This window comes from Streptomyces sp. NBC_01426, assembly GCF_036231985.1.
GTDB lineage: Bacteria > Actinomycetota > Actinomycetes > Streptomycetales > Streptomycetaceae > Streptomyces.
Genome location: NZ_CP109501.1, coordinates 172,436 through 188,999, shown reverse-complemented (window position 1 = coordinate 188,999; position 16,564 = coordinate 172,436). Strand labels below are relative to the sequence as shown.

Below are 16,564 nucleotides of genomic sequence, written 5' to 3'. Positions count from 1 at the left end.
GGGAGTACGGGTACAGGCAGGTGGATCAGCCGCGCTGCACCAGGTGGTCGATCGAGAAGAGGAGATGGTCCTCGCCGTACTGGAAACGGCTGCCGAGGGTCTCGTACCGGGCGTACCGCTCCTCGGTGAGCGGCAGTTGCAGGACCTCCAGTGTCCGCAGGAACAGGCGGAACCCGAGGTCGGGGTCGACCCGGGTGACGACCTGTTCCAGCGCTCCCATCACCGCGGCACCCTCCAGGGGAAGGAAGGCAGGGCTGATCGCCTTGCCCGCCGCGAGGGGTGCCATGTCCCGGATCTCGCGGAGGACCGCGTCACCCGTGTCGGTGAGGATGGCCGCGAGCGCCGGGAGGTAGGCGGGAGCGGCTGCGGTCAGGTGCTCTTCGCACAGGTCCACGACCTGCTCCAGCCACTCCCGGCCGCCGACCCCGAACTCGTCGATGTTGTAGCCCCGGTTCGTCGCCGCCAGCCACAGCACGGTGACGGTGTCGTCGGACAGCCCGGAGTCGAGCATCCTGCGGGTGTCCTCCCACAGGATGGCCGCCTCGGAGCCCGGAGGCCGCTCGTAGCCGTCGTATGTCACGGCATGCCCGACGGCCGCGCGGGGAGTGCGGTGGTGCCACCCTGCCGTGAACAGCCTGGCGAGTTGGGAGAGTCCGAAATCCCCGGAGACGCCCTCCCGGCTGGTGCCGACCTGCGGCCAGATGATGTGCAGGCCGTCGTGGACGGCGCCCGGGGGGAAGCCGAACTGCCGGCCAAGCGCCAACAAGCGCTGGTACTGCTCGTACGGGACGGGCACGGCGTGGGCCTTGAGCGCGCGGAGGAACAGCCGCATGCCGAGGTCACCGTCGGCCCCCGTCACCACCCCTTCCAGGGCATCGACCAGGTCCGGCAGCACCGACGCGCCCGAAAGGGCCGGGGCCGTGGCACGGAGTTCCGCCACGACCGCCTGGCACGGTCCCACGTCCCGCACCGGTCGCACCGGTGGCGGAGTGTAGGAGCGCTTGTTCCGCCGGAGCCGTGCCGTGGACACCTCCGAGATCCGCTCCAGCCATTCACGGCAGGTCATGCCGTGGTCGGCCGGGTCGAAGGCGTTGCCGGTGGAGGCCAGCCACACCGTGCGGAGGATGCGGTCCGGCAGCGCGGAAGCGAGCAGCCGGCGAGCGTCCTCACCCAGTTCGACGGCCTCCTCACCCTCGGACCCGTCGGCGATCTCTTCCGCGCACCCCAGGGCGCCGGCCGGCCCGGAGGCGGAACCGGGAAGGCCGAGGCGTTCGGTCACGGCGGTCAGGGCGGTCAGGCCGAAATCCGTTCCGTAGCCGAGCTCGTAGTACGCCGGACGTTCCTGGGTCATGGAGTCCCCGTCGGGAAGGCGGTCATGATGGCGAATCCACCGCGACCTTGACCGCTGTGGCCCGACACCTTCATCAGTTTCAGCGAGACGCTGTTACCGGCCGTGGTCACCGTGACGCCGTCCGGGTGGTACACCTTCCCCAGGGACGGATAGGCATTCCACGTCCCCGTGATCTCCAGGACCACCTCGCCGTCCCGTGCTCCGGCGACCTTCTGTTCGAACTTCTTCCACTTGACCTTGTCCAGGACCCTCTGGCCGCTCTTCACGGTGGTGAAGTGGTCCGCGACGATGCGGTCGATGGCCTGCTGGGCGATTTCCTGGCTGGTGAACACCGAGTTCGGCTTGCCCTTCCTCCCGGCCAGGGCGAACGCTTCGGCCGGAGTCGGGGCCACGTGCTCCGCGAGCGCGTGCATCTCGCCCGAGTCCTTGTACTTCCTCAGACTCGGCAGGAGTTCGTCGCTGAGGTTGATGCAGTTGTGCACGAGCACGTCCGACGCCTGTGATCCTTCAGCGCGGACGTAGAAGGTGTGCAGACCGCCGACCGTGAGGTCGTAGACCTGCTGGGATGCCGCGTCGGTCTCGCCACCCACGCCCGCCACCGTGAGCAGCTCGCCGTTGGGGCGCAGCAGCCGGTCTCCCGTCCGCAGTTCCGAGGCGAGGACCCATCCGCGCTTCTCGGCGTAGATCTTGTGTCCGGGTGTGGTCTCCAGGCTGCTGCCGTCGGACAGGCCGATGGTGACCAGGCCGTCGGCCGCGTGCTGGAAGGTGTCGGTGACCGGCTCGGAGCGGACCGTCCCGGTGGCCGGGTCGCCGGCCAGCACCGCGTCACCCACACGAAGCGAGCTGATCGGGCGATGCGACCCGTCTGCCATGAGCACACGTGTGGCGGCAGGGAAGCTGTTGATCTTGCAGGCGGTGAGGGCCGCTTCGGCCATGTTGGCCTCGTACTCGATGGCTGCCAGGGCCTGCGGATTGATCCTCAGCCCCTTCAGCCCCCGCAGGGCGTCGGCTATGCCGATTCCGGTACGCATGGCGGCGTCGAGAGCGGTGATGCCCTCGGCGATGGGCCTGAGGATCTTCCCGGAGAACAGCAGGGCGACGTCCACGGCTGCCCAGGCACATCCGCCCAGGCTTCCGCTCTTACCGCCGGGCCACATCTGACCGCACTTGATCCAGTGCCCGAAGAGGATGTCGATCGGGTCGACGTTCGACTGGTACTCGGCCATCGTGATGGTGTGCGTGAAGTCCTGGGTCAGCTCGTCCGTCGGGTACTCGCCCAGATACACCGTCTCGCTCGCGGGACACGTGGCCTTCGACGGGTCCAGGACGTCCGCGGTGCACAGGTACAGATCGAGGTAGTCCTTGTAGTGGATCCTCACCGTCATCGTGCAGTCGCCCTTGTAGAAGAGGGCGTCGATCCAGCCTTCGCAGCCGGCCGTCTTCTTCAGGGTCTGGGGTTCGCCGATCTGCTCGGTGCGGTCCTTCAGGTAGAACAAGTTGCCGATGGACCCACCGACCAGGTCGGGGACCGTTCCGGTGTTGATCTGCTTCGCCTTCTCGGCCTTCTCCGCCCTGTCAGCGGCTTCCTGGGCCTCCTTGGCGTACTTGTCCGCGTCCTTCGCGGCCTGTTCGGCCTCGGTCGCGGCGATGGCGGCGCGGTCGGCCGCCGCCCGGGCGCTCTTCGCGTCCTCTTCGGCACGGGTCGCCGCAGCGCGGGCCGCGGCGGCGTCGAGGGCCGCCTGGTCGGCGGAGTCCCGGGCCGCCTTGGCGTAGCCCTCGGAGCGTCCGGCCGCCTGGTCCGCGGCCACGGCGTCCGCCGCGGCCTGGCCGGCGAACTCGGTGCTGCGCGCCAGCGACGCGGCCGCCAGGGACGCCGACTTCGCGGCGTCGGCCGAGTAGCCGAGAGCCTCCTTGGCGTAGGTACGGGCGTCCGAGGCGTGCTTCGCGGCGGTCGCCGCGTGCTCGTACGCGGCCTTCGCGTCACCCTGCGCCTGGTCGGCGATGACCTTGGCCGCGGCAGCCTCCTCCTGCGCGTTCTTGGCGTGCGCGTCGGCGATGGCCTTCTGCTGATCCGCGATGGTCTTCGACGCCTGCCCGGTCAACACGACCAGGCCGGCGGCCGAGTCGGTGGTGACGTACGGCGAACCGAGCTGGATCGCGTCGTTCGCGGGCTTGGCGACCTGCGCGGCCGCCTTGCCCGCGTCCACCGCGGCCTGGGCGGTCACGTAGGCGTAACCCGCCGCCTTGGCCGATGCGACCCTGGCCTTGCCGGCCTCCACGTTCGCCAGGTCCGCCTGGGACTTGGCCGTCTTGGCCTGTGCTTCCGCCTCATTGGCCTGTGAGACGGCCGCCCGCGCGGAAGACGCGGCGCGCTCGGAAGCGGCGATCGCGTCTGCGGTGGCGCTGGTCGCGGTCCTCACCGCGGCATCCGCCTTCAGCTTCTCTGCCTGGGCGGCGTCGGCGTCGGCGCGCGAGCGCTTGGCCGCCGATTCGGCGCGGGTGGCGGCCGCGTCGGCTTCGGAGGCGGCCTTCGTCGCCGCGTCGGCCTCGCCGCGCGCCCTGCCGGCCGCCGTCTCCGCGTCCGTGGCGTACTTGTCCGCCTGATCGGCGGCCGCGCGTGCGGCGACGGCCTCCGGGGCGGCATCGAGGGAGGCGGCGTAGGCGGCCTTGGCGTCCGCCTTGGCGCGCGCGGCGTCGGCCTTCTGCTCCGCTTCCCAGGCGTCGTCGCGCTTGGCCTTGGCGGTGTCGCGGGCCTTGAAGGCGCCGTTCCTGTGCTCGACCGCGGTCGCCTCGGCGGCTTCGGCCTTGGTCCTGGCGTTGCTTGCCTTCGTCGCCTCCGCTTCCGCGTTCGTCTTGTGCTGGGCGGCTTCGGTCTGCTTGAGGGCCGCGGTTTCCTTCTCCTTCTTCGCCGTGGCCTCCTCGGCCTCGGCCGCGAGCCGCTTCGCGTGGGCGTTGGCGGCAGCCGCCTTCGCATCGGCCTCCGCCTTCAGCGCCTCGCCGAGCTTCGCCTTCGCGGTGTCCGCTTCCTTCTTGGCGTTGTCCCGGTGCGTCTTGGCGGCATCCGCGGCGGCCTTCGCCTGGAGCTCGGCCGTGTGCGCGGCCTCCCGGCGGAACTCCGCCTTCGACTGCGCGGCCTGGGCCAGCGCGCGCTGCGCGATGGTGTCGCTGTCCGCGCCGGAGGCACGCGTGGCCGCCTCCGCGGTCTCACCCGCCTTCACCATCGCGTCCAGTGCCGCCACCGAACCCTTGGTGACCTGGGCCTTCTGCAGACCCACCAGCATGCCGCGGCCCCGCGGCGCGCCGTTCTTGTCCGCGATGGCGTAGGCCGCCTGCACGGCGGCGTCGGAGGCGGTGGCAGCCGTCTTCGCGGCGGTGGCCTGCTGCTTGAGCAGGGCGAGCTGCTGCTTCGCGCCGGCCTGGGCGTCCGCGATGCCCTTCGTCGCCTGGTCGAAGTGCGCCTTGGGCTGTACCTCGCCGGTGTGGCCGGACGGCTTGATGTTGACCTGCTGCGGGCCGCCGCCGGTGCACGTGGCGAGCAGCGCGTCCTTGCCGAGGTCGTACGTCGAGAAGTTCAGGCACTTGCCCGAGCCGACGTGCTTCAACGGTGTGGTGGCGCGGGGGGCGTACGCCCAGGTCTGCCCCGGACCGCTGTTGCACACGGCGATCTGGATCTTCGTACCGTCCGCCTTGCCGTTCGCGGCCACGTCCAGGCACTTGGCGGACTTGACGTTGCGAAGGTGCAGACCGCGGTCGTCACCCTCCACCTGCCACCCCTGTGCGGTCGAGCCGTTGCAGGTGTAGACCTGGACCGGGGTGCCGTTGGCCGTCCCGGCGCTCTGGACGTCCAGGCACTTGCCCGCCGCCGCCTTGAGCTCGATGGTGGCCGAGGCGTTGCCGATCCAGCCGACGCCGCCCGCGGACCAGTAGTCCTGCCAGCGGGTGAGGTGGTCGGCGACCCACGAGTGGCCGAGCATCTGGCCCAGCGCCTCGGCTCCGGCGGCGAGCGCCTTGGTGGCGTCCTTGCCGGCGTTCACGACCTGGTTGCGCTGGGCGGCCTGGGAGCCGACCTCCTGCTGCCACTCGGTGGCGGCCGTCGCGGAGACATCGCCGAGGACCTTGTTCGGGTCGATCGGGTCGCGCCAGGCGCAGGTCGAGAAGCGGGTCTTCATGTCCTCGACCGCGACCCGGTACTCCGCCGTGTCCGGCGCGGGGCCGGTACGGGGGAAGCCGCCGGAGGCGAGGAAGAGCCGGGCGTTGTCCGCGCCCGTGGGCTCGAAGGTGCCGTCTTTCAGCCACTCGAACCCGCCGTGCTCGGCGCGGTCACGGTCCCAGTCGGTGCTCGTCGCCGCGTCGGGGTCCTTGCCGTAGAGCGGGGTGCCCAGGTCGGAGACGGCCTTGACGGTCTTCTCGTCGGCCTTGGGAGTGGGGTCCTCGTAGAAGTCGCTCTCGTTCTTCCAGAACCGGTCCGCGATCCACGGGGTCAGGCCGGTCTGGGTGTGGAAGTCCACACCCTCACGGGTGCCGGGCGGCCACTGGAACCCCGTGAAGGTCATGCCGGCCGGATTCGTCAGCCCGGTCAGGGGCTTCTTCCAGTTGTCCCGGCGGGCATCGATGTCCGCCAGTTCCTTGTTGGCGGCGGCCCGGTCCTTCGCGTACGCCTGGGAGAGCGGCGTGTCCTGCCAGTGCTGGCGGTTCGCCAGCACGTGCAGCTTGTCCACGGGTTGGTTGAGCCCGTCCTGAGCAGTCCCGGCCATGGCCGGACCGCCCAGGCGCAGCACATCGGCCATCAGGCACTGGTCCTGCCGCCACTGCTCGGCGGCCGTGTCCTCGAACCAGTCCTCGGAGCTGCCGGCCGCGGCGGCGCGCAGTGCGTTGGCGCGGTCGAGCAGTGCGGGCTGGACGGCCAGGCTGCTCAAGACGGCCAGGGTGAGTACGGATACGGCGGCCGGAGGCAGTAGTGCGGACCTTCTCGGTCTGCGGGAGAAAAGCCGCGGTCCTGTGCGCAAGGGACCATTCCTTCGTGGTGAACGAAGGCGGCTGGGGGTCCCGTCCGAGAAGGCGAAGGCGGTGCAGCCCGAATCGGCCACTGCCCCGATGCCAGGACAGCGGGAAGCCGCGCTGCGGACCTATGCGGTGCGTCTGGTGAGCCGATGTCGCGGCATGCCGAAACCACCCCTCCCCCGTAGGCGGCATTGTTCCCCCGACCGCCTGCTGGTTGTGCGCGGCATGGCTGACGGGTCGTGTCCGCCGGTCGCGCGGCGCTCACTATAGACACAGGTCGAGGCGCGGGAGCAAGGAAGTTGGGGCCGCATTCTGAGGCGGCATGGGAGCCAAGTGCCCTTCGGCGCACGGGCGATGGTTTCCGCGAGCTGACCTGCGACCTCCACGTCCCTCGCAGCGGCCGGACAGGAAGGCGATGCCATGCCCGCGGAGGTGTCGGTGACCCGCAGGCAGCCCCCGGCGACGAGATGGCCGAACGTCAGTGGGCCGTGGAGCAGTCGCGACCAGGTACGACAAGACGGCCCGGTGCTCCCAAGCGACTGGTACGGCGGCCGCATGGCGCCCGAGGGCTTCATCAAGAGCCTCTACGCGGACAGCACCACGGGCCGCGGGTACTCCGTCGGCCGGGAGAACGCCGAGAAGCTGGCCGAGGAGGGCCTGGCCACCGGGCTGATCACCACCGACAGGGGCGACTTCGGTGCGCAGCCCGCACCGACGGCCACCGCTGCGGCTGCGGCCCGTACGCATGACCGCGCTCCTGCGCGTACCTTCCGGCAGGATGACGCCACGGTGCGGGTGGCCAGGGGTGCCGAGTTCCTGCCCGGTGTGAACATCCCCCGCACCCACGTGCCGCCCCCGCGAGGTGCGTCCGCCCCGGCCACCTCCCCGCCACCGCCGGGGCCCGCGCGAGGTCCGGGCGTCGGTCTCTGAAGGTACCTGCCCCGGCAGGCAGTACGAGCCGTACTCCGGCCGACGGCCCCTACGCCGAGCAGCGAACGCCGCGGCACGGGACCGGCCACCCCGACCAGGGTGTCCCGCAGCGGCCGAGCGGAGATCCGGAACCGAACCCGCCTCGGCCGCTGCGCACTCAGGCGAAGCGTGCGCTGCGCACCGGCCCCGGGGAGTTGATCCGATGGCGCGGACCCGTCGCCCACCGGGCGGTCGCCCGGGCGGCGAACGCGGTGAAGGCCTCGTCGGGGTCGGGCGGCGACTGCCCGTCGCCCTCCTGCGGGGTCGGGTCGGCCGTCAGGATCGCCTCGGCCAGTTCCTCGGCCAAGCGCTCGTCGGCCTCCGACTGTTCCACCCCGCCGTCCTCGGTGACCCGCAGGCCCGACTCCCAGGGAGCCACCACCCCGCGCGGCGTACACGGGCCACCCGAAACAGCCGCTCCACGGCGCCTCGTGCTCCAAGGCACCTCCTGCCCGATCCGCTCCTGGCTGTGCATCCGACTCTTACAGGTCTCCCATCCGCGCAGGTGGGCAGCCGAGGCAGCTGGTGTTGCGGGGGAGTGTTCTGCCCGCTTCGACAAGGCCACGGGTTTACGGACGGCGATCGTGAGCACGAGAGCGTCACGACCAATCCGGTACTACACGAGGAGGTCCCGATGTCGGGCACGGAGAAGACCAAGGCGCACGCCGAGCAGGCCAAGGGCAAGGCCAAGGAAGCCATGGGCCGTATGGCCGGCAACGAGCGGATGACCGCCGAAGGCCATGCCGACCAGGCCAAGGGCAACGCCCGCCAGGCCAAGGAAGACATCAAGGACACCTTCCGCCACTAGGCACATCCGACGGACATCCGTCACACTGCTGGGCCCCGACTCCCTCCCCCGGGTCGGGGCCCAGTCATGTCCGGAAGCGACTGAGCGAGGCCTCGGCCCCGCCTCAGCTCAGATGCATGACGTCTTTTCGCATCGGTCGGGGGCGCGCATACGTCGGGGCCGCGCGGGCCGAGGGATCACGTGGCCGTGAGTACGATCTTGCCCCGGATGTGGCCGCGGGCGGCGCGTTCGTGCGCGGCTCGGGCGTCCGAGAGGGGGAAGGTGCTGTCGATCGCGACCTGGACCGTGCCCGTGTCGAGCAGGCGTCCCAGTTCGGCCAGTTGGGCGCCGTTCGAGCGGACCTGGGCGCTCGACAGCGTGATGCCGAGTTTCGCGGCCTCTTCCTCGCCGACTCCGCCGGGGAGCACGGGGAACTGGGCTCCGCCGCGTTTGAGCGTACGCAGGAGGCTTGCGCTGCCGGGGCCGCCGACGGTGTCGAGGACGAGGTCGATGTCGTTCACGAGTTCCTCGGGGCGACTCGTGGTGTAGTCGATGAAGCGGTCGGCGCCGAGTTCGTGCAGGAACGAGGCATGTGCGCCCGATGCCACCGCGATGACCCGTGCGCCTTTCCACTTCGCCAGTTGCAGTGCGAGGTGACCGACGCCGCCGGCGGCGCCGTTGACGAGTACCGTCGTGTCGGCGTCGAGTGCCGTCGGTTGGTGGCGGGCCTCCTGGAAGGGCGAGGGGTGATCGTGCCCGACGTCGATCAGGAACTGCCATGCGGTGAGCCCGGCCATGGGTGCCCCGGCGGCGTGCACGTGGTCGATGCCGGCCGGCTTGTGCGCGAGGTCCGAGGCGGGCGCTGCCACGTACTCGGCGTATGCGCTGCCCTTGAAGCTGGGGAAGCGCAGGAGGCCGAAGACCTCGTCACCCGGGGCGAAGCCCTTCACGTCCGCGGCGACGGTTTCGACGACGCCTGATACGTCGGTTCCCGGGATCACCGGCAGGCTGACCGTCGACTTCCACTCCCCGGGCATGGTGGTCATCCCGTCGCGCAGGTACCAATCCGGGGGGTTGACGCCGGCGGCGTGAACGCGGACAAGCACCTCGCCGGGCCCCGGCTCGGGGATCGGCACCTCCTCGTAGCGCAGAACGTCGGGGCCGCCGTGTTCGTGGAGGCGGATCGCCCTCATCGTGCGTGCCGACATCGTTTTCTCCTGTCCGTGCTGCGGGATAGGCTTATACGGATCAGCGGTCCAGAAAAATGGATCACTGATCCGAATATATGGACCACTGATCCGGATAGTCAAGGGGCGACACGTGCGCGCTGACGCCAAGAAGAACCGCGAGCATCTGCTCGCCGTAGCGGGCGCCGTCCTCACCGAGCAGGGTGTCGACGCGTCACTGCGCGACATCGCGCGACGGGCCGATGTCGGCCTGGCGACGCTGCTGCGTCACTTCCCGACCCGTGAGGCACTCCTCGACGCCCTGCTCCGCACGAGCTTCGAGGAGATGACGGTGAAGGCGGCCGCGCTGGAGACGTCGAGCGCGCCCCAAGACGCTCTCGTCTCCTGGCTGCGCGACTGCGTCGCGTGGACCACCGAGTACCGGGGCGTCACCGCGTTGATGGCCTCCGCCATCGCGGACACCGAGTCCGCGCTCCACGCCTCGTGCACCACGCTGCGCGCGGCCGGGGCGCGGCTCCTCACCCGCGCCCAGACCGTAGGCGCGGCGCGCAGCGACATCGACGGCGGCGACCTGTTCGCCTTGGTGGCCATGCTCGCCTGGCTCGGGGACCAGCCTCCGCTGGCGCCACGCGCCGACCGGCTCTTCGAGGTGGTCGCGAGCGCGATCCTGACGAGTGCGGAGCGCAGCGACGGCGGCGCCGAGGAACGATCGCGCGGAACTGCATGAGACGGGCGAAGCATCGTTCGACGATGTTGCGGTCGCGGAAGCGCACCTGACACCGCAGCAGTCCCCAGTTCGGTGACGAGCGTCTCGCCCCTGGCCGAGACCCGGGGCAACGACGCGGCCAGACCAACTGCAGAAGGTAGCCGGCCGGCACTCTGGCGGCTACGCCGTGGACGACACCGTCCTCATGCTCCTGGGCGTCACCCCGCGGACGTGAACCCCCACGGTGAGGCCAGATGAACGTGCCGGCGCTACCCTCCGGGCTTCCCCGGTCGCTCTCGCTCCAGCTCCACCGGAGCGCCTGGCGCTCCGTCACCTTCAGCGCCGGTGAGTTCGAGAGCGCCCCCTGAGGCGCTCGGGCCCGCCCGTGCCCATCCCCGCGCCGGCCGTTGCCGCGCTTCAACGCGGCTCCGTTGGCCGCCTCCGGCCGGTGGGGCGCGTCCGACGATCGTGGCGTGCGCGTGGACGCCAGGTCGCTGTCAGCGAGCCGCCAGGCTGGTCGCGCTGCTCCGGGGGTGGCGGGTGTCGAGGTGCACGGACGCGATGCCCGTCAGCGCGAGGACCTTCGATAACGTATCGCTGATGCTCTCGGCGAGCTGCATAGCCCGCTCGGGGGCGTCTGCGGCGACTATCGGAGCGACATCCGCCAGCGCCGCCTGCTCCACGAAGCGGTCACCTATGACAGCGATGATCTCCAGGGCCCGATCGGGGTCGGTGGCCGCGACGGCTTGGGCGGTGGCCACCAGTGCTTTCGCTCGCCACGCGCGGTCGGTGATGCCACGGGCGATGTGCAGGGCCCGCTGCGGGTCGGTCACCGCGACCGCTCGAGCGACGCCGGCCCGGGCCGTCGGATAAGGCTGCTGACCGGCAAGCGGGGCGATCAGACGCAGGGCCCCGTCGGGGTCGATGAATGCGAGGGCCTCAGCGACAATGGGCGCCGTCCAGGGAGCGTACTGGTCGGGGAGCAGACGGAAGGCCCTGCCGGGGTCCGTGGCCGCGACCGTGCGGGCGATCGCGGCCAGGGTGTCCGTGCGGGAACGCTCGTCCGTTATGCGGGCGGCGATCTCTTCGGCCCGGTCAGGCGCGAACGCGGCGACCGCCCGCGCGATCTCGCTCAAGGCGGCTGTGCTCCGACGAGGCCGGGGGCCGTCGAGGACGTAGGTGTCGAGGACGTACTCCCCGTCTCTCGGGTCGCGCAGCCCGTGATTCCTCACGATGTGGGCCAGCGCCGTAGTCCGGTAAGGCTCCATGCCGTTGACCAGCATGTCGATGGCGCGGAAGATGTCGGCGGCGGCGACTACCACGGCGATATCCGCCAGGACGGACTGCCGACGGTCCTCGTCCGACATGGTCGCGGCGATGGCCAGGGCCTGTTCTTCGACCACGGCCGCGACGACCGGCGCGATCTGCGACAAGCAGACGCGTCGGAGCTGCTTGCTTCTTGCTCCCGACGCGTGGCGCAGCGCCTTCTCGATCAGAGGGACGGCACGGTCCTCGGCGCTGATACCGTCGCTCGGCCGCTCAGGCGAGGCCCTCCCGACGGGCCCGGACCGGCCGGTGACGGCCGCGTTCACCAGCACCGGAAGGGTTTCGTGCACCAGAAATTGACGATCCGAGACTCCTTGCCGGTTGCGCACCAGCCCCAGGAGCTCGGCGGTGCCCGTGCCCCGTTGTTGTGGCACCGGCAGGCCCTCGGCCGTTAGCCGGGCAAGCAGGTGCCGGTAGATGTCGTTCAACGTCAGCATCTGGCCGGCCCCGGTGCTGCCGTCTTGGAACAGTCTGAGCATCCGCTCGGTGAAAGCGGTGTGCCGTTCGCCATCCAGCGCCAACGCCACGCGGTTCGCGGTGGCGGCGGTCAGCGTGTAAGTGCCGGCTACGTCCAGTGCGGTGAGCAGCGACTGCTCCTCACCGGCCAGCGGCCGACCGATTGCGCGCCCGCTGAAACAGCTGTCCAGAATCAGGACCCGGTTCTCCGCGCGGCTGTCGAGGAAGGTCTCGCGGACCGCGTCGAAAGTGAGCGCGGAGTATGCCAACTGGTCGGGGCGCGTCGCCGCAAGGCTCAGATACAGGTTCCCGCGACGGTCGATCAGTCCATGCCCGCTGTAATAGACCAGGAGCAGATCGCTCGCCTGCTCGGCAGCGTCCGTGAGGATCTCACCGACCCGCGCGAGATCGGCGTCACCGGGCACGGTACGGCAGTGCGCCTCGGCGAACCCGCCGAGTTCCGGGTCGGTGAACACCGCTGCGAGGTCGGCCACGTTGTGGGCGACGACGGGTACGTCCGGCAGGTGCTCATCACGATAGTGCGGAGTGCCGATCAGAACGATCCGCGACCGTGCGGGATCGACGGCGCGGAACACCGACCGGTTCACGCGTCACCGGCTGGTTCCTGCTCCTCGGAGACGACGAGCACCTGACGCAGCAGCAACTCGACGTCCTCGACCCGCTGGGCTTCCAACTCCACACTGCGCCCGTCCGGCGTAGAGACCGAGATGCGCACGTCGGCTCCGCGAGGCCGGGTCAGGAACGCGTGCAACGATCCCGCCAGCACGCTGATCACGCCGCCGCTGCCGATCGCGGTAATGAGCACGTCGAACGACGCCCCCAGTTCGTTCGGACCCGGCTGCGCCGCCCGGGGCGTGACACGGCCACGCAGTTCCGGTTCGCCGTTCAGCCACTCGTCGAGGTCCTGTACGTCGCGGACCGGGTTCCCGCCCCGTACCGAAAGCCACGCTTCCACTGCCCCTCCTTGGCTGGATGCCAAAAGTTTAGGATCAAAGGGCGTTCTGAGCGGCCTTTTGATCGAGTTCCCCTGGGCTCGGCACCTCGTCCCGGTGAGAAGTCCGGCCGGGTCACCTCGCACAGCCGCTGCAGCGCCGCAGTGTCGTCGCAGGGGATGCGCCTGTGCAGTGCGTACCGCAGTCGTCTCCCGTCTTACCGCCGGAACACGGGCCCGCAGGCGGCGACGTTCGCCGCGGCGTTCTCGGTGACCGTCATCACCAGTTGCCGGGCGTTGAACCGGGCAGCAGCGGCCAACACGGCGATGTGGACGCCGGCCCGCGGGTCCAGCACCAAGCCGTCGAGCCCGATCGGCGCGAGGCTGATTCCGTGATCGGGGGTGCGGGATGGGATCAGCCGCTCCAGAACGTTCTGGGCGATGCATCATCTCCAGCGCGAGGCCCGCAACAACGGCCGAGCCGTCGGTGAGAACGTCACTGACCGGAGCCGCGCCGCGCGCGTACTTGGCAGCGATCGCTCGGTCCTGCCGCTCCTGCCGGCCCCGCTGTGGCCCGGTCGGGGCGTAGCGGTGGCGCAGGTGGCCGGCCGGAGTGACGGTGTTCCACAGGTGGGGGACAGGCCCGGTACTCAGGAAGGCGTCGGCTGCTTCGGCCGGGCGAATGCCGGCCGCCTTGCCCGGCCGCTCCGCGATCGTGAAACGGTCGTTCCACCCTCAACGGCTTCCCCTAGGGCACCGGCCCGACCCTCCAGGACCCAGCCTCACCCTGGCGGGCCGACGTCAGCAACTATCGTGTCCGCCCCGGCCGTCACGTCACATTTCGATTCCGCCGCCACGAGGACCCGGCAGATGGGGTGGCGGCTGGTGCCCGGTGCTGGTCCGTCCCGGATCGCTCTCTCCCGCACTGCGCCCCGGGGAAGCGGTACCGCGCTGTCTCCCGGCGCCGTGCCGGCTCTGGCTGAAGCCCGCCTGCCAGATTGGTGTCGAGCTCTCCGGACGAGCGGTAGTTCGGAGGCTCCCGGGCACGGACTGGTTCTGGGCGAAGCCCGCCTGCCAGAGCGGCGCCGGATTTTCGGGCGCCGGATTGTCCCGCCCCGGCGCGTCCCGTTGCGCACCGGTCTCGGGCCCCGGTTGCTCCGGTGTCTGTTGCGCCTGTTCTGGCGCCTCAGGCCTGAGCAACTGTCCGTTCGGCCCTTGGACCGTGCGGGCCGCGTCCCGCTCCTGCGCCGTGAGCAGTGACCTGGGGTCCCGCCGCGTCAGTGGCGTCTGGCTCATCGCCGCCTCGACCGTGGCCTGCGCAGCGTGATCCCAGGTGTACTCCTGCAGGGTCTCCCGCAGGTGCAGCGCTCCGGCCTGGCGCTGCGGGAGCTCCTGTTTCAGCCGATAGATCGCGGCGGCCCATGCTTCTGCCCGGCTTGTGCTGTCGGTCGGCTCGGCCACCACGCACGGTCCGCCGATCGCGGGCGGCACCCGATCGGGATCCTGGAGAAACTGAGCGGCGCCACTCTCCTCATTGACCAGGACGGGAACACCGTGAGCCAGCCCCTCGGGCGCCACCATGCCGAAACCCTCGTGCTTCGAGGGCATGATCACCGCGTGAGAGCCTCTGATGTCCTCGTTGAGCTCGTCCACGCTGCTCGTACGGGGCTTGACGGTGACGTTTCCACCGGTGAGCCTGCCGAGTTTCACCAGCTCCGCCTGCACTTGTTCCGCGGGAATACCACGGACGGTGAGATGGACGGAGGTGCCGCCTTCGTTCAGCAGCTGCACTGCCTCCGCGGCGTCCCGCACGCCCTTGAGGGGGTCATCCACCCGTCCCATGACCAAAAGGTTCAGCCTCTCCGGCGCAGGGTCGTGCTGCACCGGATCGTGAACCCTGCTGCCCGGGATGACTTCGTGTGAATGCGGAACGTTCACGCCCTGCGAGGATAGGCCCCTGCTCACTTCCGATAGAAGTGGACCGACTCCGGCCACGACGTCCACACGCCCCATTGCGGCGCGTTCGATCGAAGAATCCCTGACCGCCTTGTATTCGGCCTTCTCGGGCGGGAACCCCTTGACGAAGGGGAGCCGTTCGGGGCTCGTGTGCAGAAAATGCACCACGCGTGCATCTCGATACCAGGTATCGCGCAACTCGACAGCCGCTGGTCCGGAGAAGCGCGAGTGCGCGACGACGATGTCGTACGGCTGGCTCGCCGGATCCTCCAGCCCATACTGCCTCGGTTCCTGGCCGGCGAGATGTTTGAGCCAATCCCGCCGCTCCATTTCCGCCGGTGCACCTTCCACTCCAGGCCCGGGGCCAAGTACCGGAGGGCGTGTCGTCACCACCCTCTGGATGCCTTCATGCTGGGGCATGTCAGGGTTGGCCGTGAACAGCGTGACGTTGTGCCGGCGGGCCAGAGCCTCGGACAGCTCCTGGTTGAATACCTCCACACCCCCCTCGCCTCTGCCGCTGTTGTCCGACACGACGAGAATGTTGTACCGCGCTTCTGACACCGATCCCCCGTATGCTTCACCCATCACGTGCCCTGCGTCAGAAGCCGACGGTTTCGTGCAACTCGCGGCCGATTCCCGAGGTGATGAATTCCGTCAGGTCATAGGCGGAGAGGTGCATGAAGCCGGATTCCGCGCCCGGGTGAATCCTGGCGGCGTACTCGTCCAGAATCTCCGCCAGGATTCCCGCTCGGACGGCAGAGATGGCGACTTTCTCCAGCTCACCCTTCTCGCGATAGAAACGGCGCTGGCCGGCGGCGCGCGGAGCACTCGGCTTCAGCCCCGCCGCCACACTCAGCTCGAAACTGTTGGCCTCGGCTGCGACCAACGTGGGAACAGGCCGGCCCTCGGGCCAGTCCACCCCCGAGACCGTGTGTACGCGCGGATCGATCACCTCGTGACTCTCCTGCCAGAACACACCCGACCTCCCGGCCAGAAGATCCTCAAGGTCTCGAGCGGCTTTCGACGCAGCAGGACGCATCGAGAATTTCCCGGATTCCCGGATCTCATTCAGGGTGGGAACGTTCTCCGCCGCGTGCCAGGCCGCCCGGGCAAGGGCCTCATACCGCACCTGCAAGTCGTTCACATCAGACGGCCGGTGGGAGACGCGCGCCACCCTCACCGCATCGGCAGGGTGCGGAGTCGGCACGCTCGTTCCCAGCGCCTCCCGCAGTCCGTCGGCGGCCTCGTGCACCAACCGGCTGAGCTCTGCCGTGTTCCCGGCGATCGTCACCGGAGGCCGCCCCGGCGCCAGCCGGTGGGCCAAGTCTGGGAGCGGGGCGGTCAGCCTCAGCATGTGGTTCTCCGGAACGACCACCGCCCGCCCCGCCACCAGGTAGTCGTCCGGATACGGCTCCATCCGCGGCTCGTAGGGACCGGGATCGCTGGCCATCCGGGCCTTCCACTCCCCGACCGCCTCCGGAAACGTGACGGGCCGGTCAATCGGGCCCGCGGCCCGACGCGAGATCAGATGACGTGCCGGATCGGACGGTTCACCCTCCCGCGGCTCAAGCCCGTGCTCGGAGACACTCAGCGCCGCCTCCAACTCCCGCCACGCCTGCCGACGCTCCTCTGGCCAGCCTCCTCCCAAGCTGTCCAGGCGCCATAGGCGGTTCTGTTGTACCCACATCATCCGCGACGCCGCCGAGTACACGGCGTCGTAAGCGTAGGCAAGGTCCGTCTGGCCGCTCATCCGGCTCTCCTTCACAACTGATCAACTCGCCAACGTTCTCACATTGCGCTGACCAATCGTCATGCGATTGCTGATCGACTCCCGGCTCCGCCCTGAGGGCCCGCGTGATGTCGTGATCAGCTC

The 16,564-nt window shown here is 69.9% G+C and carries 12 protein-coding genes; 3 read left to right on the top strand and 9 right to left on the bottom strand.

Features of this window, described 5'->3' with window-relative positions:
• Window positions 1-25: 25 nt before the first annotated feature.
• Both OG906_RS35410 and OG906_RS35405 read right to left on the bottom strand, forming a co-directional pair.
• Window positions 26-1,351 (bottom strand): hypothetical protein, encoded by a 1,326-nt coding sequence (locus tag OG906_RS35410; protein ID WP_329448378.1) that lies wholly within the window; start codon window positions 1,349-1,351, stop codon window positions 26-28.
• A complete protein-coding gene (locus OG906_RS35405) occupies window positions 1,348-6,138 on the bottom strand; it encodes an RICIN domain-containing protein (protein WP_443067496.1) in 4,791 nt (1,596 codons plus the stop codon). The genes OG906_RS35410 and OG906_RS35405 overlap by 4 nt, the downstream gene beginning before the upstream one ends.
• A 739-nt stretch (window positions 6,139-6,877) precedes the next feature.
• Here OG906_RS35405 and OG906_RS35400 point away from each other — a divergent pair.
• Window positions 6,878-7,282, top strand: coding sequence for a hypothetical protein (locus OG906_RS35400; protein ID WP_329448376.1), 405 nt, complete (start codon window positions 6,878-6,880; stop codon window positions 7,280-7,282).
• A gap of 157 nt (window positions 7,283-7,439) precedes the next feature.
• Here the strand turns inward: OG906_RS35400 and OG906_RS35395 are convergent, their stop codons facing one another.
• On the bottom strand, window positions 7,440-7,703 hold the full coding sequence (locus OG906_RS35395) for a hypothetical protein (protein ID WP_329448375.1): 264 nt from the start codon (window positions 7,701-7,703) through the stop codon (window positions 7,440-7,442).
• Between the two features lie 252 nt (window positions 7,704-7,955).
• On the opposite strand from OG906_RS35395, the gene OG906_RS35390 reads away from it, so the two are divergent.
• Complete coding sequence (locus OG906_RS35390) at window positions 7,956-8,129, top strand: CsbD family protein (protein ID WP_078658966.1); 174 nt, start codon at window positions 7,956-7,958, stop codon at window positions 8,127-8,129.
• A 176-nt stretch (window positions 8,130-8,305) separates the two neighbouring features.
• On the opposite strand, the gene OG906_RS35385 is transcribed toward OG906_RS35390, so the two are convergent.
• Complete coding sequence (locus tag OG906_RS35385) at window positions 8,306-9,316, bottom strand: NADP-dependent oxidoreductase (RefSeq protein WP_329448374.1); 1,011 nt, start codon at window positions 9,314-9,316, stop codon at window positions 8,306-8,308.
• Window positions 9,317-9,428: 112 nt separating this feature from the next.
• Here OG906_RS35385 and OG906_RS35380 point away from each other — a divergent pair, with 112 nt between their 5' ends.
• Complete coding sequence (locus OG906_RS35380) at window positions 9,429-10,022, top strand: TetR/AcrR family transcriptional regulator (protein ID WP_329448373.1); 594 nt, start codon at window positions 9,429-9,431, stop codon at window positions 10,020-10,022.
• Between the two features lie 476 nt (window positions 10,023-10,498).
• Here the strand turns inward: OG906_RS35380 and OG906_RS35375 are convergent, their stop codons facing one another.
• From OG906_RS35375 to OG906_RS35355, 5 genes are all read right to left on the bottom strand, one after another.
• Window positions 10,499-12,391, bottom strand: coding sequence for a caspase family protein (locus tag OG906_RS35375; protein WP_329448372.1), 1,893 nt, complete (start codon window positions 12,389-12,391; stop codon window positions 10,499-10,501).
• Window positions 12,388-12,759, bottom strand: coding sequence for an effector-associated constant component EACC1 (locus OG906_RS35370; RefSeq protein ID WP_329448371.1), 372 nt, complete (start codon window positions 12,757-12,759; stop codon window positions 12,388-12,390). Before OG906_RS35370 ends, OG906_RS35375 begins: the two co-directional genes overlap by 4 nt.
• Before the next feature lie 194 nt (window positions 12,760-12,953).
• Window positions 12,954-13,094 (bottom strand): hypothetical protein, encoded by a 141-nt coding sequence (locus OG906_RS35365; protein ID WP_329448370.1) that lies wholly within the window; start codon window positions 13,092-13,094, stop codon window positions 12,954-12,956.
• Between the two features lie 475 nt (window positions 13,095-13,569).
• On the bottom strand, window positions 13,570-15,222 hold the full coding sequence (locus OG906_RS35360) for a glycosyltransferase family 4 protein (RefSeq protein ID WP_329448369.1): 1,653 nt from the start codon (window positions 15,220-15,222) through the stop codon (window positions 13,570-13,572).
• 67 nt (window positions 15,223-15,289) lie between these two features.
• Entirely contained in the window at window positions 15,290-16,441 is a 1,152-nt protein-coding gene (locus OG906_RS35355) for a hypothetical protein (RefSeq protein ID WP_329448368.1), read from the bottom strand.
• Window positions 16,442-16,564: the final 123 nt, after the last annotated feature.